General features: G+C 71.0%; 15 protein-coding genes. 4 read left to right on the top strand and 11 right to left on the bottom strand.

All coding sequences use genetic code 11. The features are described from left to right. The first annotated feature begins 35 nt into the window (after positions 1-35). Positions 36-1,070: an iron-siderophore ABC transporter substrate-binding protein gene (locus tag ACEXQC_RS07805; protein WP_374820182.1), complete on the top strand. Its 1,035-nt coding sequence runs from the start codon at positions 36-38 to the stop codon at positions 1,068-1,070. A gap of 17 nt (positions 1,071-1,087) precedes the next feature. Continuing rightward, positions 1,088-1,678, top strand: a complete 591-nt coding sequence (locus ACEXQC_RS07800; protein WP_374820181.1) for a YdeI/OmpD-associated family protein — start codon at positions 1,088-1,090, stop codon at positions 1,676-1,678. A gap of 20 nt (positions 1,679-1,698) precedes the next feature. On the opposite strand, the gene ACEXQC_RS07795 is transcribed toward ACEXQC_RS07800, so the two are convergent. Together ACEXQC_RS07795 and ACEXQC_RS07790 are read right to left on the bottom strand one after the other, a co-directional pair. Beyond that, complete coding sequence (locus tag ACEXQC_RS07795; RefSeq protein ID WP_374821999.1) at positions 1,699-2,709, bottom strand: LacI family DNA-binding transcriptional regulator; 1,011 nt, start codon at positions 2,707-2,709, stop codon at positions 1,699-1,701. A 26-nt stretch (positions 2,710-2,735) separates the two neighbouring features. After that, entirely contained in the window at positions 2,736-4,181 is a 1,446-nt protein-coding gene (locus tag ACEXQC_RS07790) for a glycoside hydrolase family 1 protein (RefSeq protein ID WP_374820179.1), read from the bottom strand. 148 nt (positions 4,182-4,329) lie between these two features. On the opposite strand from ACEXQC_RS07790, the gene ACEXQC_RS07785 reads away from it, so the two are divergent. Both ACEXQC_RS07785 and ACEXQC_RS07780 read left to right on the top strand, forming a co-directional pair. Beyond that, positions 4,330-5,688, top strand: coding sequence for an O-acetylhomoserine aminocarboxypropyltransferase/cysteine synthase family protein (locus tag ACEXQC_RS07785; RefSeq protein ID WP_374820177.1), 1,359 nt, complete (start codon positions 4,330-4,332; stop codon positions 5,686-5,688). A gap of 2 nt (positions 5,689-5,690) precedes the next feature. Then, entirely contained in the window at positions 5,691-7,064 is a 1,374-nt protein-coding gene (locus ACEXQC_RS07780; RefSeq protein ID WP_374821996.1) for an LLM class flavin-dependent oxidoreductase, read from the top strand. Positions 7,065-7,092: 28 nt separating this feature from the next. On the opposite strand, the gene ACEXQC_RS07775 is transcribed toward ACEXQC_RS07780, so the two are convergent. The 9 genes from ACEXQC_RS07775 to ACEXQC_RS07735 all read right to left on the bottom strand — a co-directional run bounded on the left by ACEXQC_RS07775 (position 7,093) and on the right by ACEXQC_RS07735 (position 20,290). Continuing rightward, positions 7,093-8,823, bottom strand: a complete 1,731-nt coding sequence (locus tag ACEXQC_RS07775; protein WP_374821994.1) for an MDR family MFS transporter — start codon at positions 8,821-8,823, stop codon at positions 7,093-7,095. A 196-nt stretch (positions 8,824-9,019) separates the two neighbouring features. Then, complete coding sequence (locus ACEXQC_RS07770) at positions 9,020-9,517, bottom strand: hypothetical protein (RefSeq protein ID WP_374820175.1); 498 nt, start codon at positions 9,515-9,517, stop codon at positions 9,020-9,022. 4 nt (positions 9,518-9,521) lie between these two features. Next, positions 9,522-9,998 (bottom strand): hypothetical protein, encoded by a 477-nt coding sequence (locus ACEXQC_RS07765; RefSeq protein ID WP_374820173.1) that lies wholly within the window; start codon positions 9,996-9,998, stop codon positions 9,522-9,524. A 44-nt stretch (positions 9,999-10,042) separates the two neighbouring features. Then, positions 10,043-11,149 (bottom strand): hypothetical protein, encoded by a 1,107-nt coding sequence (locus tag ACEXQC_RS07760; protein ID WP_374820171.1) that lies wholly within the window; start codon positions 11,147-11,149, stop codon positions 10,043-10,045. Positions 11,150-11,234: 85 nt separating this feature from the next. Continuing rightward, positions 11,235-11,501, bottom strand: coding sequence for a WXG100 family type VII secretion target (locus tag ACEXQC_RS07755; RefSeq protein WP_374820169.1), 267 nt, complete (start codon positions 11,499-11,501; stop codon positions 11,235-11,237). A gap of 142 nt (positions 11,502-11,643) precedes the next feature. Next, positions 11,644-16,125, bottom strand: coding sequence for a type VII secretion EssC family protein (locus ACEXQC_RS07750; protein ID WP_374820167.1), 4,482 nt, complete (start codon positions 16,123-16,125; stop codon positions 11,644-11,646). Positions 16,126-16,134: 9 nt separating this feature from the next. After that, a complete protein-coding gene (locus ACEXQC_RS07745) occupies positions 16,135-16,884 on the bottom strand; it encodes an FHA domain-containing protein (protein ID WP_374821991.1) in 750 nt (249 codons plus the stop codon). Further along, positions 16,881-18,533 carry a protein kinase domain-containing protein gene (locus ACEXQC_RS07740; protein WP_374820165.1) on the bottom strand — a complete coding sequence of 551 codons (1,653 nt, stop codon included), beginning with the start codon at positions 18,531-18,533 and terminating at the stop codon, positions 16,881-16,883. The genes ACEXQC_RS07745 and ACEXQC_RS07740 overlap by 4 nt, the downstream gene beginning before the upstream one ends. Then, positions 18,530-20,290 (bottom strand): FHA domain-containing protein, encoded by a 1,761-nt coding sequence (locus tag ACEXQC_RS07735; protein ID WP_374820163.1) that lies wholly within the window; start codon positions 20,288-20,290, stop codon positions 18,530-18,532. The genes ACEXQC_RS07740 and ACEXQC_RS07735 overlap by 4 nt, the downstream gene beginning before the upstream one ends.

The raw sequence follows: 20,290 nt of genomic DNA, 5'->3' as shown, positions 1-20,290 counted from the left end.
TCGCACCACCCAGCCCGAACCCCCTTGGAGAACACGTGCCCCGCCCCCGTCTCGCTGCCCTCGCCGCATCCACCCTCGCCGCAGCACTCGTGCTCACCGGCTGCGCCTCCGGATCCGACACCGGCGACTCCGCCTCGAGCACCACGGGCGCCTCGACCGGTGACTCCGTCACCATCGAGCACGCCTTCGGCGAGACCGTGGTGCCCGCCGACCCGCAGAACGTCGTGACGCTCGGCTGGGGTTCCACCGACGCCGCCATCTCGCTCGGCACCATCCCCGTCGCCATCCCGTTCGACTCCTACGCGGGCGACGAGAACGGCGTGCTGCCGTGGGTGGCGGAGGCCGTCGATGCCGCGGGCGCCGAGATGCCCACCGTGCTCCCCGAGTCGGCCGATGAGCCGCCCTACGAGGCCATCGCGGCCGCGGATCCGGATGTCATCCTCGCCGTCTACTCGGGCATCACCGAGGAGCAGTACGAGACGCTCAGCCAGATCGCCCCCACCGTTGCCTACCCGGACCAGGCGTGGAGCACCCCGTGGCGCGACGTCGTGACGATCGTGGGCGAGGCCCTCGGCAAGTCGGAGGAGGCTGAGGAGGTGCTCGCCGGCATCGACGACCAGCTCGCCGAGAAGGCCGCCGAGCACCCCGAGTTCCAGGGCAAGACCATCGCGGCGGTCGTCGACTCCGCGGGCACCTTCTACGTCTACAAGAAGGAGGACCCGCGGGTGGAGTTCATGCTCGACCTCGGCTTCGAGAGCGCTCCGTCGGTCGACGCGCTCGCCAATGGCGACTCCACGTTCTTCTACACGCTCAGCTACGAGCAGCTCGACCAGCTCGAGTCCGACGTGGTGCTCGCGTACTCCGACACGCAGGAGGCGGCGGACACGTTCCTCACCGCGCCGCAGACCTCGGTCATCCCGGCCGTCGCGTCGGGCAACGTGGCCGAGCTCGTGGGCGCGCAGTACATCGCCGCCGTCTCGCCGCCCACCGCGCTCTCGCTGCCGTGGGGCCTCGACCAGCTCGTCGACGCTCTCGCCGCAGCGACCGCTGACGGCACCACCACGCAGTAACCGGGAGGGGCGGGGCGATGCCGCAGGTCGGTCGGTTCCACGCCGAGACCCGCGCCGAGTGGCGCGAGTGGCTCGTCGAGAACCACCGCACCGAGCCGTCGGTGTGGCTGGTCTCGTGGAAGAAGGCCACCGGCCGCCCCGCCGTGAGCTACGACGACGCGGTCTCCGAGGCGCTCGCGGTGGGCTGGGTCGACAGCAAGCCGCAGAAGCTCGACGACGAGCGCACCATGCTCTACTTCACGCCTCGCAAGCCCACGAGCGCGTGGTCGCGGCCGAACAAGCTGCGGGTGGAGGCGCTGCGGCGCGATGGCCTCATGCTGCCTGCCGGCGAGGAGGCCATCTCCGCCGCCGTCGCCAACGGGGCCTGGTCGCTGCTCGACGAGGTGGAGGACCTCATCGTGCCCGCCGACCTCGCCGACGCGTTCGACGCGTTCCCGCACGCGAGGAGCAACTGGGAGGCGTTCCCGCGCTCGGCCCGCCGGGGGATCCTGGAGTGGATCGTGCAGGCGAAGCGGCCCGAGACCCGGGAGCGGCGCGTGCAGGAGACCGCACGCCTCGCCGAGGTGAACGAGCGCGCAGCCCAGTGGCGACCGCGCGGCACCCCCTGACGATCCAGCGTGACTGCTGCTCAGGCCGTTCCGCGGCGGATGAGCTCGGTGGGGATGATGGTGCGGTGCGCCACCTCGTCGCCGTTGATGAGGCGCACGAGCAGCTCGGTCATCGACACCCCGAGCTCGGTCGCGGGCTGCCTGACCGTGGTGAGCGGGGGGTCGAGCGTGGCGGCGAACGCGTCGTCGTCGAAGCCCACCACGGCCACATCGGCCGGAACCGCGTAGCCGCGCTGCCGCAGCACCTGGATGGCGCCGGCGGCCATCTGGTCGTTCGCCGCGAAGAGTCCGTCGAAGGGCCTGTCGAAGGGGCCGTCGGAGGGGGCGGATGCGCCTGCCCGGTCGAGCAGCCGGGTGGCGGCCTCTGCCCCCGACTCCTGGGTGAAGGCGCCGTGCTCGGCGAGCGAGGTGTCCCCACCGGCGGCCCCGACGGCGTCGCTCCACCCGGCCAGTCTGTCGATGCCGGCCGGCATGTCCTGCGGCCCCGCGATCGTGGCCACGCGCCGCCGCCCCGCCGCGAGCAGGTGCTCGGTGGCGGCACGGGCCGCCGCGCGGTTGTCGACGTCGACATAGTGCCGCGAGGCCAGCTCGGGGTTGAGCGGGCGCCCACCGAACACGATCGGCAGGGAGTCGCTGAGCCCGAGGTAGGAGTGGTCGCCCGAGTGGTGCGACACCACGAGCGCTCCGTCGACGTTGCCGCCCAGCAGGTAGCGCCGGGTCTTCTCGGGCCGCGCCTCGGAGGCCACGAGCAGGTTGAGCGTGAAGTCGGTGTCGGCGAGAGCTCGCGCGACGCCGCGCACCACGGGCGCGAAGAACGGATCGGCGAACACCGTGGAGGTCGACTCCGGCACGATGAGCGCGATCACGTCGGTGCGCCGGCTCGCGAGCGAGCGCGCCACCCGGTTGGGCACGTAGTTGAGCTCCGCCACGGCGGCGTGCACGGCCGCGGCCGCCTCCGGGGTCACCGAGAGGCTGCCGTTGACCACGCGCGAGACCGTGGCGCGCGAGACACCGGCCGCGGCGGCCACCATCTCGAGTGTGGGATTGCCGCTCGGGATCACGACGCGGCTGCGGACCCGGCGATGACCTCGGCGTAGGCGAGCGCGCTGTCCTTGGGAGTGCGCACGAGCGTGTCGTAGTCCACCCGCACGATGCCGAAGCGCTTGCCGTAGCCCCAGGCCCACTCGTAGTTGTCGAGCAGCGACCACACGAAGTAGCCGCGCACGTCGGCGCCGTCGGCCAGCGCCTCCGACACCGCGTCGATGTGGTCGAGGATGTACTGCGTACGCTCCACGTCGTGCACGGCCTCGCCCTCCGGCCCATCCGACACGGTGTCGTCGTAGGCGGCCCCGTTCTCGGTGACGTAGAGCGGAGGCAGGTTGGGGTACTCGCGGCCGAGGCGCACGAGCAGCGTGCGGAGACCTGCCGGGTTGACCTCCCAGCCCATGCCCGTGAGCGGCAGTCCGCGCAGCGGGAAGGTGATGAACTCCGAGCCCACGAACGGCGAGCCCACGGCGCGACCGCCGGCCACGGCGTGCGGGTCGATGGGCACCACGGAGGGGTCGGCGGGCGCGGGCAGCGGGTGACCGCTCACCATGTCGTCGTGGTAGTGGTTGACGCCCAGGAAGTCGAGGCGCTGCGCGATGATCTGCAGGTCGCCCGGCTTCACGAGGGCGTCGTCGCCGATGTCGTCGAGACCGAACTCGGCCAGGTCGTGGCGGATGTCGGCGGGGTACTCCCCGCGCAGCAGCGGGTCGAGGAAGATGCGGTTGTTGAGCGCGTCGAGCCGGCGCGCGGCATCCGCATCCACCGGGTCCGACGGGTTGGCGGGGATGGCGTTCGTGAGGTTCAGGGTGATGCCGAGGTGCGGCGCCCCCAGGTCGCGCAGCCGCTGCACGGCGAGGCCGTGGGCGAGGTGCTGGTGATGCACGGCGGCCACGGCGGCGGCGGGCTCCTGCCGGCCTGGTGCGTGCACACCGGAGCCGTAGCCGAGCAGCGACGAGCAGAACGGCTCGTTGAAGGTGGTCCAGTGCGTCACCCGGTCGCCGAGCGCCTGGTAGGTGATCTCGGCGTACTCGGCGAAGCGGAACGCCGTCTCGCGGTTCGCCCAGCCGCCCTTCTCCTCGAGCGCCTGCGGCAGGTCCCAGTGGTAGAGCGTGAGCCAGGGCAGGATGCCGGCCTCGAGCAGCTCGTCGACGAGGCGCGAGTAGAAGTCGAGCCCCGCGGGGTTGACGTCGCGGTCACCGGGGCGGATGCGCGCCCAGCTCGTGGAGAAGCGGTACGACTGCAGCCCGAGCTGCTTCATGAGCGCCACATCGGCGGGCATGCGGTGGTAGTGGTCGACCGCCACATCGGGGGTGTCGCCGTTCAGCACCGCGCCGGGCAGGCGCGAGAAGGTGTCCCAGATCGAGGCCTCCTTGCCATCGTCGAAGGCGGCGCCCTCGATCTGGGCCGCGGCGGTGGCGGAGCCCCAGAGGAACCCGGGAGGGAATGAGGTCGTCATCGTGCACTGCTCCTTTGCGTGGCGGTCGCGGCTCGTGAGAGCGCTCTCCTAGAGTAGCGCCCCCGCATTTCGTAACAGAACTTCGCAAACGGCTTGCGCCACGGGCCGACGTGCGACTCTGGTGCATCGACCACGGGAGGAGCGGCGGATGACCGGCATGAACGATTCAGGGCGGCCCCACGGCTTCGCCACGCGCCAGGTGCACGCCGGCCGCACGAGTGACGGCCCAGGCGGCGTGAACGCCAGAGCCACCCCCATCTACCTCAGTGCCGGCTTCGTCTTCGACGACTTCGACCAGGCCCGCGACAGGTTCGGCGGCGCCGACGACGGCTTCACCTACACGCGCATCGGCAACCCCACGAACGCCTCGGTCGAGCGGCGCATCGCCGCCCTCGAGAGCGGGCGGGAGGCCATCCTCGTGGGCAGCGGCCAGGCGGCGGTGTCGGTGGCGGTGCTCGCCCTGCTGCAGGCGGGCGACCACCTCGTCTCGGCCAACAGCATCTACGAGGGTTCGAGGGGACTGTTCGTCGACAACCTCGGTCGGCTCGGCATCTCGACCTCGTTCGTGGCCGATCACAACGACGCCCTCGCGTGGGAGCTCGCCATCCGCCCCACCACCAGGGCGCTCTTCGTCGAGTCCATCCCGAACCCCAAGAACGACCTCGTCGATCTCGCTCTCGTGGCCGAGGTGGCGCACAGGCACGGCATCCCGCTCATCGTCGACAACACCTTCGCCACGCCCTACCTGCTGCGCCCGCTTGAGCACGGCGCCGACGTGGTGGTGCACTCGGCGAGCAAGTTCCTGGCCGGGCACGGCTCGGTGCTCGGCGGGGCCATCGTGTCGGGCGACGCATTCGACTGGGGCGCCGTCGACGGATCCGGGGCGCCGCACTTCCCCCACCTCACGTCTCCGGCGCACGCCCTGGGCGGCCGCAGCTACCTCGAGCGCTTCGGGCCGGCCGCCTTCTCCGTCTACGCGCGCGACGTCGTGGCCTCGCGCTTCGGGCCCACGCCGTCGCCGCTCAACGCGTTCCTCATCGAGCAGGGCATCGAGACGCTCTCGCTGCGGGTCGACCGCCAGTCCTCCACCGCTCTCGCCATCGCCCGCTGGCTCGACCAGCAGCCGGGCGTCGCCTCGGTCGACCACGCGGGGCTCGAGTCGAGCGCCCACCACTCCCTCGCCGAGCGGTACCTGCCTCGCGGCCAGGGGTCGGTGTTCTCGTTCACGCTCGAGGGCGGGGAGGAGGAGGCCAGGCGGTTCATCGACGCGGTCGAGCTCTTCACCCGCATGACGCACCTCGGCGACGTGCGCTCGCTCATCATCCACCCGGCCTCCACCACGCACGCCTACCGCAGCAGGGAGCAGCTCGACGAGGCCGGCATCTGGCCGGGGCTCATCCGCCTGTCGATCGGGGTCGAGGATGCCGACGACCTGCTCGCCGACCTGGCGCAGGCGCTCGCGGCGTCCGGCGCCGTGCTGCGCCCTGCCGACCGGGTCGCCGTCTGATGGTGGCGCACCCGCAGCACTTCGGCTGGTTCCTCTCGCGCGGCTTCGGCCCGCACGGCTGGGGCCATCCGTACTACGACTGGAACCACCCCTGGCACCGCCCCGAGCTCTACCAGCAGTCGGTGCGCACCCTCGAGCAGGCGGGCTTCGACCTCGTGATCATCGAGGATGCGCTCTCGCTCGGCAACGCCGACACGCTCGACCTGCGCATCCGGAGCGCCTACGGCGGGCCCAAGCACGACCCGCTGCTGCTCGCGCCGTACCTCTTCGACGTCACGCAGCACATCGGCATCGCGCCCACGGTCAATCCGCTCGCCTACGCGCCGTACCAGGCGGCCAGGCAGTTCGCCACGCTGCAGCACCTGAGCGATCACCGGTTCGGCATCAACGTGGTGACGGATGTCGGCTCCTCGCGCCACTTCGGCGTGCCGCCGCTCGACCACGACGGGGCGTACGACCGGGCCGAGGAGTGGCTCGGGGCCGTGCAGCGGCTGTGGCACAGCTGGGGCGAGGGCGCTCTCGTGCAGGACGCGGCGACCGGACACTTCGCCGACGGGTCGAAGCTCGACGCCTTCGAGCACCGAGGCGAGCACTACCGGTTCGACGGGCCGCTCAACGCGCTGCCGTTCCCCGAGCTGGGGGGCGGGTCGGGCGCCGCCGATGGCTCGCGTTCGCCAGAGGCCTCCTCCGGCGACCCGATCGTGGTCTCGCCAGGCGGCTCGCCGCGCGGCCTCTCCTTCGCGGGCACCAACTCGCAAGTGCAGCTCGCGCTCGCCTCGCTCGACGTCGAGACGATCCGCGCCTACCGGGCCCGTGTGCACGAGGCCGCGATCGCGCACGGTCGCAGCCCCGCCGACATCGACATCCTCTTCGTCTTCAAGCCCATCGTGGTCTCGAGCCCCGAGGAGGCGCAGCGCCTCGTCGACGCCTCCGCGCACCCGGACGACGCCGCTCTGCTGCAGATCGCCGCGGGCCAGTCGAGCGATCTCGAGACCGATCTCACCGCGCTCGATCTCGATCGGCCGGTCGATCCGGCGATCTTCGGCGACCACGTCTCGCGCGGCTCGATCAAGGGTCTGCTCGGCGGCTTCGACTCGTTCGCCGACGCAACGCTGCGCGAGCTGCTCACCGCGAAGGCACGGCTCGGGCGCATCTCCGAGCGCGCAGGCTACGTGGGCACGGCGGAGGAGATCGCCGACTTCATCCAGGAGATCGGCGACGAGACAGAGAACGACGGCTTCATCTTCTCGGGCGACCTGCACCCCGTCACCATCCACCGCATGCTCGACGAGCTCGTGCCGATCCTGCGGCGCCGCGGCATCCTCCGCACCACCTACGGCACGGGCGGCCTGCGCGCCAACCTCCGCGACTTCTAGCGGTCGCTGAGGTTGGCGGTCGGCCGGGCTAGCGGTCTGCGGGGCGCTGCACCGGCGTGGAGCTCGTGTCGGGGGCCACCATGGCGCCCATCTCGTCCGCAGCCAGCTGCGCCTGCACGGCGGGGGCCGCAGCGGCATCGGCGTCTGCCGCCTCCTCGAGGGCCGACTTGCCGCGGAGCGGCGTGGCCTTGAGGAACCAGCTCAGCACGAACGCCACCGCCACCACGGCGAGGCACACCCAGAACACGGTCGACGTGGCGTTGGCCCAGGCGTCGACGAACGGCAGCGTGAGCCGCGGGTCGGCGCCCACGAGGAACGAGGTGTCCCCGCTCAGGGCGTCACCGACCGAGGCCGGGTTGCTCTGCGCGTTCGTGAGGATCTGCAGGATGGCGGCGTTGGCCGGATCCGCCTGCACCGAGGGGTCGGCGGCGGCCGTCTGGGCGCCCGCCAGGATGTCGGGGTCGGTGAAGGCGGCCGGGAGCGTCGTGCCGAGGCGCGAGAACAGCACCGAGAACACCACGGCCGTGCCGAGCGTTCCACCGATCGAGCGGAAGAACGTCGACGCCGAGGTGGCCACACCGATGTCGCGCGGCCCCACCGAGTTCTGCGACGCGATCGTGAGGGTCTGCATGAGCTGGCCGAGCCCGAGGCCGATCACGAGCATGCCGATGAGCACGTACCAGACCGGCTTGTCGGCCGAGACGAAGGTGAGGTAGAAGAACGCGACCACGAGCAGGCCCGTGCCGAGGATGGGGAACATGCGGTAGCGGCCGGTGCGCGAGATGAGCTGACCCGAGACGATCGAGGCGATCATGAGGCCGAGCACCATCGGGATCATCATGAGGCCCGCCTCGGTGGGCGTGGCGCCGGTGGCGATCTGCAGGTAGTTGGGCAGCGTCATCATGGCGCCGAACATGCCGAAGCCCACGAGCACGCCGAGGATCGTGGCCATCGAGAACGTGGGCGACTTGAAGAGCTTGAGCGGGATGATGGCGTCGTCGCCCATGCGCTTCTCGACGACCAGGAAGAGGATGAGGCCGATCGGCGCGAGCACGTAGCAGAGGATGGCGCCCCACGATCCCCAGCCCCACTCGCGGCCCTGCTCGGCCACGAGCAGCACGGGCACCACGGTGAGCACCACGGCGGCCACGCCCCACCAGTCGATCCGCACGGCGCGCTTGGTGTGCGGGATGTGCAGGAAGAGCAGCACGATCACCATGGCGACGGCGCCGATGGGCAGGTTGAGCAGGAAGATCCAGCGCCAGCCGGTGATGCCGAGGATCTCGGGAGCGCCGGAGAGCAGGCCGCCGAGCAGCGGGCCGATCACGCTCGAGATGCCGAAGGTGGCGAGGAAGTAGCCCTGGTACTTGGCCCGCTCGCGGGGGGCGAGGATGTCGCCCATCACGGTGAGCGCGAGTGACATGAGTCCACCGGCACCGAGGCCCTGGATGGCGCGGAAGATGGCGAGCTCGTACATGTTCGTGGCGATGCCGGCGAGCAGCGAGCCCACGAGGAAGATCGCGATCGCGATGATGTAGAGCGGGCGGCGGCCGAAGATGTCGGAGAGCTTGCCGTAGAGCGGCGTCGAGATCGTCGACATGATGAGGTAGCCCGTGGTCACCCACGCCTGCAGCGAGATGCCATCGAGGTCGTCGCCGATCGTGCGCATCGAGGTGCCCACGATGGTCTGGTCGAGCGAGGCCAGGAACATGCCCGCCATCAGTCCGAAGATGATGAAGAGGATCTGGCGGTGCGTCATCTTGCCGCCGGCGTCCTTGAGCGCCTGAGCCCTCGCTTCGGAGGCCTTGGCACCCTTGGACGGCACCTTGTCGCCCTTCACGGAACGGGACGACGATTCGGAACGAGACATGACAATCCTCAGAGAGCGCACATGGGAACCTGCGCCAAACATTGCGCAGACTGCAAAGTTACACCCGTTGAGGGAGTCGCACTACTCAGCCGCCGAAGAGTGTGCCGAAGAAGCCCTTGCGGGCGGGCTCCCAGCCGGCGGCCGTGAGGGCGCCCACGAGGGGATCCTTCACCTCGTCGGTCGTGAACGAGTACCCGTAGGTGTTGCCCTCGTGGGTGCCCTGGCGGTCACTCGTGCTCGCGGCCGATCCGGCGCCGAATCGGAAGGAGGACTTCTTCTGGTTGCCCTTGAACGTCGAGCTGCCGAACGACAGGCCGAAGCCGCCGTCGCCGGTGCTCTGCACCCCGGATCGACTCGAGGTCTCGGTCTCGTCGAAAGTCCACGTCGCCTCCGCGGCGTCGAGCGTGACCCTCAGCTCGTACTCGGCGGAGATGGTGCCTGCCGCCGTGATGGCGGCCCACTTCACGTCGGCGTACTTCCACGAGGCGCGGATGCCGTAGGGCGTCGCCTCGTAGACGAAAGGCAGCTCGTCGCTGTTGAGGGCGAGCACCTGGGCCTGGGCATCGGTGAACGAGAGAGCCATGCCCTTACGCCGTGGTGATCGCGCTGGACTGGATCTCGCGGATCTCATCCCACATCTCGGTGGCCTGCTGCCCCGAGGTGGTGCCGGTGATCTGCACGAGGTCGGTGACGGGGCCGTTCTCGACGATGGCGATCCGCACGCCCTGCATGAGCGAGCCGACCCGGGGATCCGGGTAGCTGAACTCCATGCGGAAGCCCTCACGGCCGAGGACCTCGTGGGCGTCGCGACCGAGCTCCTGCACACCCTCGATGGACTCGACACGTGCCACGACGGCGTCGATGGCGGTCTGCAGCGTGTAGCCCGCTGCGAACCGCGAGATCGCCACGACGATGTTGGGGCGGAAGTGCTCCGGCTCCACCTGCTTTCCCGCGGCGAGCACGGCACCGGAGACCGCGAGGGCGCTCCAGTCATCCGGCACCGTGAGACCGATGGAGGGGAGGGCGGGGGCGGAGTCGCCCGGGAAGCTGAGGGTGTTCGACATGGTTCGAGCCTTTCAGAGTTCGAAGGGGAATGCGATCAGAGGGGTCAGAAACCGAGCCAGTCACCGACGGCGTCGATGGTGTCCTTCGGGCTGATCGAGATCTCGGCGCTCACGCCGGCACCGAAGCCCCACGCTGCCCCGACATCGAACCCGACGCTGATCTCGTCCATGGTGATGGAGGCGTCGACGTTGGCATGGCCGCCGATGCCGTACATCACCTCGGCGCCTGCGCCGGCCGTGACGGCGCCGTCGGCGAGGGAGGCCTCGGCATCCGCTCCGAGGCGACCGCCCACGAAGGCGTCGACACCGGCGTTCGCACCGATGCCGTCGAGGCCGATGGTGGCACCGGCGTTGGCCTGGGCCTCGGCCCCCACGATGGCCTCGACGCTGCCTTCACCCGTGAGGATGCCGTCACCCGCCGAGAACGAGCCGTTGGCTTCGGCGCGGCCACCCACGAAGCCCTCTGCCGACGCATCGGCGTAGGCGCCGTCTTCGTTCCAGCCAGCTCCGGCCTCGGCGTCGGAGTCGACACCCAGGAAGACGTCGGCCGATCCCTCGCCGCCGAAGTTCTCGTCGCCGAAGCTGCCGTTGGCACCCGCTCCGGTGCCCCATTGCCAGCCGGCCTCGGCCCTGGCATCCGGATTGCCGTTCTCGTCGTAGGTCACACCGGAATCGGCGTAGCCCTCGTCTTCGAAGCCGTGGGCGTAGCTGCCGGAGTCGTCATCGGAACCGTCACCGGCTCCTCCGCCCCCGCCGCCTCCGCCGCCGCCACCCGAGGTGCCGCCGCCGTTCGAGCCACCCCCGCCGGAGCCGCCTGAGCCGCCCGATCCCGAGCCGCCGCCCCCTCCGGCGCCGCCCCCGCCACCGAAGGTCCCCCCGTCGGTGGACGACGTGTTCTGCTCCTCGGCGTTCTTCACGAGGGCATCGCTGCCCGAGGTGAGAGCCGCCACCGCAGCCTTGAGCTGCGCCGTGTGCGTGCCGTTCCAGTCGGAACGGAAAGTCGATGCATCCGGACCCTGCCACGCCTGCGCCTGATTGACGCTCGTGGTGAGCGTCGACGTCACCGTGTTCAGATTCTCAGCGGCACTGTCGAACTTCTTCGCCAGTTGTCGGAGCTGTTCGACGTCTGCCCCGTAGAAACCACCAGCCATGACACCCTCTCAAGCGTGCGGATCGGATAGATAGAGAAAAGAAAAGAGAGGGCGGGAGCCCGTGAAGGCCCCCGCCCGGTTCCAACTAGGCGTTGGAGGTGGCCTCCTGGTCGGAAGCGTTCTTCGAGGCCTTCTGCGAGGCGTCCTCGAGGGCGGTGATGACCTGCTTCAGAGCGGCGGTGTGAGTGGAGTTCCACTCGTTGCGGAAGTTCTCCGCGTCCGGACCGGACCACTGCACGCTCTGGAGGGCGCTGGTAAGAGTCGTGAGGATCTGCTGAACCTGCTGCGACTGGGTGTTGAGCTGCTTGCTGAGCGAGCGAACCTGCTCGACGTCGAGACCCCAAACGGCCATGATGCTCTCCTTTTCGTTCCGCGGTACCGGGCTGTCCGGTTCCGCTACTTCCTGTGAGTCGTTCTCACAAGGAAGACACTACGGACAGGTGTCGATCGAGGCGATGGGGAGAAGTCCCCATGACCCTTCCACGACCCTGGAATCAGTCATCGCGGGTCGCCACCTGGAGCTTGGTGACCCGACCGCCCTGCACGAAGAATCCCCGGCCAGGCGGCAGATCCGAGCGCTTGAAGCGGCCGAGCGACGTGCCGAGCAGCGAGTCGCCATCGAGGTCGCCAGGCACGAGCAGCAACCCTCTCTTGGAGTTCTTGAACGACCCGCCGAGGGTCCAGGCCGACGACCAGGTCGACGACTCGCTCTCGCCCACCACGAACACGTCGTCGCGCAGCGCGCGCTTGATGAGCCTGTCGACGTCGGCCTCGGCGGGCGAGCCGTTGAGCTCCCCGATGTTCTCGACGAACACGGCGAACTGCCCCGGCTTCAGGGTCTCGGCGTCGAGCTGAGCCGTGACGTCGTCGGCGAAGGCCGCGATCTGCGTGGGGTCGTTGAGCGAGATCGACCAGAGGGGCAGGGGGGTGAGGTTGGTCTTGCGCGGCGAGATGTGCACGAGACGGATGCGGGGATCGGCCCGCCTGAGCGCGGTCGCGATGGTGGCGATGGCCGTGGAGCGCCCGCTGCCCGCCGTTCCGGCGAGCAGCATGGCACCGCTGGCCTTGATGGCGAACGGCCCCAGGGAGTCGTCGCGCACCCCGATCACGGGCTGCAGAGCACCGCCAGCCCCTGTGGTGGACACGGTGGCCGGCAGCGTGCTGAGCGGCACGCTCTCGGCGAGGTGCTCGATCGGCTGCGCGGGGGCCACGCCCTGGCGCCTCATGGCCTCGGCGAGCTTCGCGATCTCGCGCGCCTGCACGGCCACGTTGGAGTCGGCGCCGAGCACGGCCATCTGCACTTCGTTGCCCTCCATGACGCCGCGCCCGGGGGGCGAGACGGCCGAGAGGGTGTCCTTCGGGGCGTTCACGAGCGCGTAGTCGTCCTCGCTCGCGAGGCGCAGGATGAGCCGGCGCTGGATGGTGGAGCCGAGCGAGGCGGGCACGGAGTTCGGCCGGTCGCCCGTCACGACGATGTGCACACCGAGCTGGCGGCCGTCGGTGGCGATCTGCGAGAAGGTCGTGAACCACGCGGAGTGGCCGCCGAACTCGTACTGCTCGCGGAACGCGCCGATGCCGTCGACGAGCACGAGGATGCGCGGCTCAGCGGGGGCGTCGGCGATGCGCCGGTACTCGCCGATGGAACCGGCGCGCACGGCGGAGTAGCGGATGGAGCGGTCGTCGACGATGTCGCGCAGCATGCGCAGCAGCCGGATGACGCGCTCCTCGTCGTCTCCCGAGATGATGGCGCCCACGTGCGGGAGCTCCTCGAGCATGGTGAGGCCGCTCGAGCCGAAGTCGAGACCGTAGACGTGCACGGGGCCTCCGCGCGGCGTCACGGCGGCCGAGACGGCGATGGTGCGGAGCGTGGCGCTCTTACCCGAGCCTCCCGTGCCGTAGATGGCCATGTTGCCGTCGCGGTCGGGCTCGTAGAACACCGTGGGCTGCGACTGCGAGGCAGGGTCGTCGATCACGCCGAGCAGCAGCTGCTCGTCGGTGCGGGGGTTCGGCAGCAGCGAGAAGTCGTAGACGGCCGCGAGCTCGTCGAGCCACGGCTTCCGCGGATCCGGGATGTCGGCCATCTTGGCGGCGGTCCGGATGCTCGTGACGAGCCGGGCGATGTCGGTCGGCCCCGGGTCGGCCAGCAGGGGCGCCTCGATCTCGGGCACCTCCCAGCTCGCGCCCGATCCGAAGTCCATCTCGATCATGTCGATCCTGGCCCGAGGCACCTCGCTGGTAGTCCAGCCGCCCGCGTAGCCGGTCTGGAACGACGCGAGTCGGCCGGGGCCGGTCTTGGCGGCCCCGCGGCCGGGGATGGACTGGTCGAAGTAGGCGGCCATCGGATCGCCCAGGATGTCGCTGGAGTCGTCGGCGTCGGCCATCCTGAGCGCGATGCGGAGGTTGGTGTTGGCGCGCAGGTTGTCCTTGATGACACCGGCGGGGCGCTGCGTGGCGAGGATGAGGTGCAGGCCGAGCGAGCGGCCGCGCTGGGCCACGTCGACGACGCCGTCGACGAACTCGGGCACCTCCTGCACGAGGGCGGCGAACTCGTCGACCACGATGAGCAGGCTCGGCGGGGTGTCGGGGTCTCCGGTCTTCTCGAGCGAGACCAGGTCCTTCGCCTTCTTGCGGTTGAGCAGGTGCTCGCGGTAGCGCAGCTCGGCCCGGAGCGACGTGAGGGCGCGGCGCACGAGGTGGGGTGAGAGGTCGGTGACGAGGCCGACGGTGTGCGGCAGCCCCACGCAGTCGGCGAAGGCCGCGCCGCCCTTGTAGTCCACGAAGAGGAAGGTGGCGCGGTCCGGGCTGTGCGCGGCCGCCATGCCGAGCACCCAGGACTGCAGGAACTCGCTCTTGCCGGCACCCGTGGTGCCGCCCACGAGAGCGTGCGGGCCCTGGTTGCGGATGTCGAGGTAGAACGGCTCGGTGCCGGAGTGGCCCACGAGGGCCCGCAGCGAACCCTCCTTCTTTCGCCGCACGAGAGGGGCACCGGAGCGGTCGGCGATGGAGTTGCTCTCGCGCCAGCGGTCGATCACGGCCTCGGGCACCTCGGCGAGCTCGGAGCCCACGAGCGAGAGGTACGAGACCGAGCGTGGCAGGTCGGAGTCGTCGTCGATGGGGGCGCCGACGTCGACGACAGGGGCGAGCTGGCGGGCGAGCCGGTGCGCGGTCTCGGCGTCGACGGTCTCGCACTCGAGCGGGAAGGTGTGCTCGCCGAGCCGCACCTGCCCGGCGGTGCTGGAGGCCGCCGCCTCGCCGTCGACGCTCACGAAACTGCGGCACGCGGCAGGCAGGTCGCCGATGGAGGGGGCCGACCAGAGCACGTGCACGTTCGCATCCGCCCCGCGCTCCACGAGCCGGGTGAGGCGGCCGCGGTCGAGCGGCACGTCGTCCTCGATGACCACGAGCACGGAGGGCGTGCGCGGGTGGGCGAGCTCCTCCTTGTCGAGCTCCGGATCGATGGGGCCGCGCGGGCTCGGCGCACCGGGGGCACGGGAGTCGATGAGCGCCTCGATGCGCGAGAGCAGGGCGGCGCCGGATCCGGGGTTGTCGGCGAGGTGGTCGCCCCCCAGCGGGCTGTGCGGTGAGGTGGTGTGGGGCAGCCACTCGAGCCACTCCCAGGTGGCACGCGAGGTGGGCGAGGCGAGGGCGCAGACGACGAGCTCGGCGGGGGAGTGCAGCCCGGCCAGCTGCGTCACGATGCCGCGGGCCACGGCGTGCCTCGCGTCGCCGTTGCCGGCCACGCCGAGGGCTCCCGCCTTGCGGAACTCCACCACGATCGGCACGCCGTCGATGCGGGAGAACCGGTCGGCGATCTCCTCCACCTGCGCCCAGTACTCCGGCAGCACCTCGTTGGAGTTGGGGAGCGTGATCTTGTCGCGGCTCGGGCCCGTGCCCACGCCGAGGCGCGCGGTGAGGAACGCGGTGTGCTCGGGGCGATGCGTCCACAGCAGCTGGCCGAGGCGCGTGACCGCGTCGACCGTGGCGGCCACGGCGGGCGCCTCGGTGAGTCGCACCGCGCGCTGGATGCGCTGCTTCTCGTGCATCGTCTTCACGAAGGCGTCGATCTGGTCGTTGAAGAGCTTGATGGCGTCGCGCAGCTGCCGCCTGGTCTGGATCTTGTGGTCGGCCCAGGTGCCGATCATGATGATGGGGCTCAGCGCGATGAAGATGAGGCTGAGCGCCGATCCGGTGGCGAGGAAGAGGATGGGGCCCATGAGCAGCGGGGCCGCGAGGGCCACGAGCGGGAAGCGGATGGCCTGGGGCTGCTTGGGCGGGGTGGGTGTCGGGAACTCGGCGCCCGGGTAGCGGGCCACGACGCGCGGGGAGCGGTTGAACTCGATCACCGGGGTCGACGGGGCTGCGCCACCCAGACGCTGCTGGGGCACGATGCAGATCGCCGTGTCGCCGAGCACCACCACGTCGGCCGACGAGAGGGTGGTGCGCGCCACCTGCTCGCCGCCCATCACGAGGCCGTTGGCCGACTTCATGTCGATGATCTCGACGTGCTCGCCGATGTTGATGCGCGCGTGGCGCTTCGAGATGAGGCCGTCGGAGAGCCGCACGTCGATGCCGCGCTCGCGGCCGATGTAGCTCGAGCCGAACGGCAGCGAGAACTCGGCCCCCGCATCCGGCCCGCTCAGCACGCGCAGGGTGGCGGCGACCGGCCCGCTGTGGCCGGGGGCCGCGAAGCTCGCGCTGTGCTGGGTGATCTCGAGCACCGAACCGGAGCGCACGCCGGATTCGAGCAGGTTCGAGCTCGGGTCGAGCACGCGAGCGCCGCCGGTGGAGCCGAAGACCTGCAGCGTGAGATCGGCGGGCACGGCGGAGAGGGGATCGGTGCGCTGGGTGTCTGCGCGCTGCGGATCCGCCCGGTAGATGGCCTCGGCGATGTCGGAGACGCTCGCGGTGGCGTCGGCGGTGATCTGGAGGTTGTCGCTCGAGCCGCCTGGGCGTCTCAGTGTTGCCTTGATGCGCATCCGGTGCTGTTACCTGTCGTCGTTGTCGTCGTGGGGCTCGTCGAGCAGGGGCAGATCCGCCTTCGTCACGAGGCGCGAGAGCACGGCGTACTCCACGAGTCGCGCGCGGCGGTTGGTGGCGAGGGCGCCCACGCCGCCGCGGAGGCCCTCCACACCGGTGCGGCTGAGCTTGTCGCACACGTTGTCGAGCTTGCGGTTGAACCGGCTGAGCGCCCAGCCGAGCCGGTCGGCGGCGAGCTGCGACGAGGGGATCTCGCTCGTGCCCGTGCCGTCGCGCTTGAGCATGGGCTCGGCGAGGGCGAGGATGAGCAGCTTCTGCGAGGCCGTGAAGGTGACGGCGCCCACCGTGGTGGCGCCCCCGCCCGTGGGCACGGGCGAGGAGTCGAAGAAGGTGGGAGCGGTGGTGTGCACCGTGAACTCGTAGCTCGTGGGGCCGGCCGTGAAGACCACGGTGGTGAGGCCGAAGACGATCGGCATGCGCGCACCGGGCGCGAGCCAGGCCTGCATGGTGCGGCTCGCGTCGGAGACGGTGGCGCTGAGGCGCGAGCCCACGTTCGAGAGCCACCACATGCCGTCGACGTTCGAGATCTGCAGGAACCGTCGGTGCAGGTACTGGTTGTCGTCGATGTCGAGGTCGGCCTCGCGGCCGATCTCGAAGGCCTTGTCGTGGCTGAGCGGGAACCATTCGCCGCAGAACTCCACGCTCGCGTCGGAGCGAGGGGCCTGGGTGGGGGGTGGTGCGGTGGTCTCGTCGATCATGATGCTCCTGTGCATGCTGTCGAGGGTTCGGAGGCGCGGCCGTCGGTGCGCAGGATCGAGACATCGATGCACGTCTCGCCCTCCGACATCTCGGAGGTCGGAACGACGGCCTTCTGCTCGTCGGTGCGCAGCTGAGGGGTCTCCTCGCCGGGTCGGAGGAGCTGCCAGATGTAGACATCTCCTTCTTCGGGGTGGGGGTTCGTCCACACGAACTCCACGCCGTCGGCCGTCATGGTGCCGCGCACCTCGGTGGGCGATTCGACCGTGGTCTTGCCCACGTCGATCTGGTCGACGGGCTCGTCGGACTCCACGATGGCCTCCTGGGCGGGGCTCGTGGCCCCGCTCACGGCGAAGACGATGCCGCCGATGCCGACGAGCACCACGAGCACGGCGGCGCCGAGGATGTAGGGGAGGGCCCGACGCTTCGTCGGTGCCGCCTCCTCGACGGCGGGGCCGGCGGCCGGCCGGTGCATCGTGGTCTCGAGCAGCGGCTCGTCGATGGCCGGGCCGCGGGCATCGACCCGCTGGCCGCCGGTCTGCCCCACCTGGGAGAAGACGGGAGCCGCGTAGGGGGCGGCCGGAGCCGCATCCTGCACCGGACGGTAGGGGGTGGCCGCCGGAGGCGGTGCCGAGCCCGGGCGCGCGGGTGCTGCGGTGGCGGGCCGGGTGCGGTGGCCTCGGGTGGGAGCGGGGCCCGTGGGGTCGATGGAGACCATGCCGCGGATGCGGGTGTGCCCCTCGTCCTCCTCCTCCACCTCGTCGGTGTCGACCTGCTCGTCGAGCACGTCGGTGGGAGTGACCGACATGCTCAACTCGAGCTGCACCTTCTGCAGGGCTCGCGCGAACTCGAGGGCACTGCCGTAGCGGGCGTTCTCGCGCTTGGCCATGGCCGTGGCGAGCACCTCTTCGAGGCTCGGCGGCACATCCGGCCGCCCGGTCCTGGTGAGCGGGGAGCCCTGGATGCGGGCGATGAGGTCGAGCCCGGAGTTCGAGCCGCCGGGCACCTCGAACGGCGAGCGGCCCGCGAGGATGGTGTACACGGTGGCGCCGAGCGAGTAGATGTCGGCGGCGGCGCCGCTCGCGGGAGCGGAGCCGAAGACCTCGGGGGGAGACCACGGGATCGACATGCCAACGGACTCCTGCTCGCCGCCGCCCACGAGCGCCACCGAGATGCCGAAGTCGGTGAGAGCGGGGCGGTTGTACTCGGTCACGAGGATGTTGGCGGGCTTGATGTCGCGGTGCAGGATGCCGGCGCGGTGCGAGGTCTCGACCGCGCCCGCCACCTGGATGCCGATGCGCAGGGCCTCGGCCACGCCGATGCGCTCGCGCCGGTAGCGCGCGCCGAGGTTGGGCTTCGGGCAGTACTCCATGGCGAGGTACGGCCGGCCGTCCTCGGCGATGTCGGCCTGGTAGATCGTGACGATCGACGGATGCGTGGAGAGCTGCGCCATGAGGTTGGCCTCGGCGTCGAAGCTCTCGCGCGCGCCCTCGGTGAGCGACTCCGCGAGCAGCACCTTGATGGCCACCCGACGGCGCGGCATGCGCTGCTCGTAGAGGAACACGTCGGCGAAGCCACCGGAGCCGAGCAGCTGCACGTAGCTGAACCCGGGGATCTCCGGGGGAGCGGAGGGCGGGCGGCGCGCGCTCACGGTATCTCCTCGAACGCGACCGTGACGCCGTCGCCGATGTCGACGATGTCGTTCGAGAGCACGAGCACGGGTTCGTCGGGGCCGAGGCGGAGCGGCGGGGTGCCCTCCCGGTGCAGCACGGAGCCGTTGGTGGTGGCGAGGTCGACCACGAGCACGTGCCTGCCCTCGAGCCGGATCTCGAGGTGGTTGCGCGAGATGTCCTGCTCGGGGCTCGCGACCGTGATGAGCACGGGCACCTGATCGACCTGCACGCGGTTGGCGCGGGGCCGGCGGCCGATGATGATGGGGCGGTCGAGCGCATACGTCTCGCCCGTGGAGAGCACGATGCGGCCGAGGGCCGAGGTGGGGAGCGCGGCGGCCTCGCCTCCTGCCTCGTCGAGCCGGCGCATGGCCTCGAGCTCGGAGACGGTGACGGTGAGGCCGTCGTGGTCGTCGGGCGAATCGGCGGCAGGAGCCGCGGATGCGGGCGCTGCGGTGGCGTGGGCCGCTGCCGCTGCCGCTGCCGCTGCCGGTGCCGGTGCCGGTGCCGGTGCCGGGGCCGGTGACGCTGCCGGGGTGGCCCGGGCCATCGGGGGCACGGTGCTGCCGGTGATGCTCGCGCTGCCCGAGGCGGCACCGACGCCGCCGAAGTTCGGCACGCTGTCGATGAGGCCGGAGCTCGGCACGGGCGGCGGCGCGGCGGAGGGCAGAGCGGCGGGCGCGGGCGCGACCACGGGCTCCGGGGCGATCGCCACCGGTTCGGGGGCCGGCGTGGGCTGCGCGGCGGAGGAGGAGGGCTCGTCGTCGGAGTCGTCGTCGACCTCGCGCACGGCGGCATCCTCGACCGACTTCACGACGGTCTCGCCCCACAGGTGGTCGTAGGCGTCGTCGGGCAGTTCGTCGCGCGTGTGCTCGAGCTCCTCCACGGGGCTGAGCTCCTCCGCCGGGGCGGGTTCCTCGGCAGGGGTGGGCTCCTCGGTGGGCTCCTCCGCAGGGGCGGAGCGCTCGACCACGGGGGGAGCGCCGACCACCTCGGGCTCTGCGACGGTGTCTTCGACCGGGGTCGCCTCGACCTTCTCGAACTGCACGGCCGTCGGCACGACCGCGGCAGGGGGCACGGAGGCCTGCACGGGCATCACCGAGGTCGCCGCGTCCGAGTCGTTCTCCGAGTCGTTCTCCGAATGGTTCTCGGAATCGTTCTCCGAACCCGATTCCGGATCCAGACCCGATCCCACGAGGTCGAGCTCCACGAGCGAGACCAGCACGACACCATCGGCGATGCCGAAGCGCTGCGCCCGGGGCCCGTCGGCCGACCCCTCGTTCAGCCCGCCCTGCGCGGCCTCCGCTGTGCGCACCACGAGGCTCCGCCCGGCGGCGACCACGCGCTCGCTCCACGTGGTGACCTCGGCACCCGACACCGTGAACGACACGGCCGACTCGGTGCTCGCGCCCTCCACGACCTCGATCGACAGCTCACCCCGCACGGCGAGCCGCACCTCGCGCCCGGCTCCCGACGCGCCCGCCTCCGCATCCGGATCCGAACCCGCATCCGCCTCCGCATCAGCCACCGTCACCACGGCGAACGGCGGGATCGCGCTGAGGCTCGTGCCGAAGGCCCCCGTGAGCGACTCGAGCACCGCGCCGAGACCGTCGCCGGCCTGCAGCGCGGCCCAGATGCGGTCGAGCATGGCGCCGTCGACGTTCGCGGGCAGCACGGCAACGCCCCGGGGGGCCACGACCGCTCGCCAGGTGCCTGATGCGTAGTGCAGGGTGCTCAT

This window comes from Herbiconiux liukaitaii (assembly GCF_041927495.1).
Lineage (GTDB): Bacteria > Actinomycetota > Actinomycetes > Actinomycetales > Microbacteriaceae > Herbiconiux > Herbiconiux liukaitaii.
Note: the sequence above shows the minus strand (reverse complement) of the source record. Positions and strands in the feature narration are given on the sequence as shown.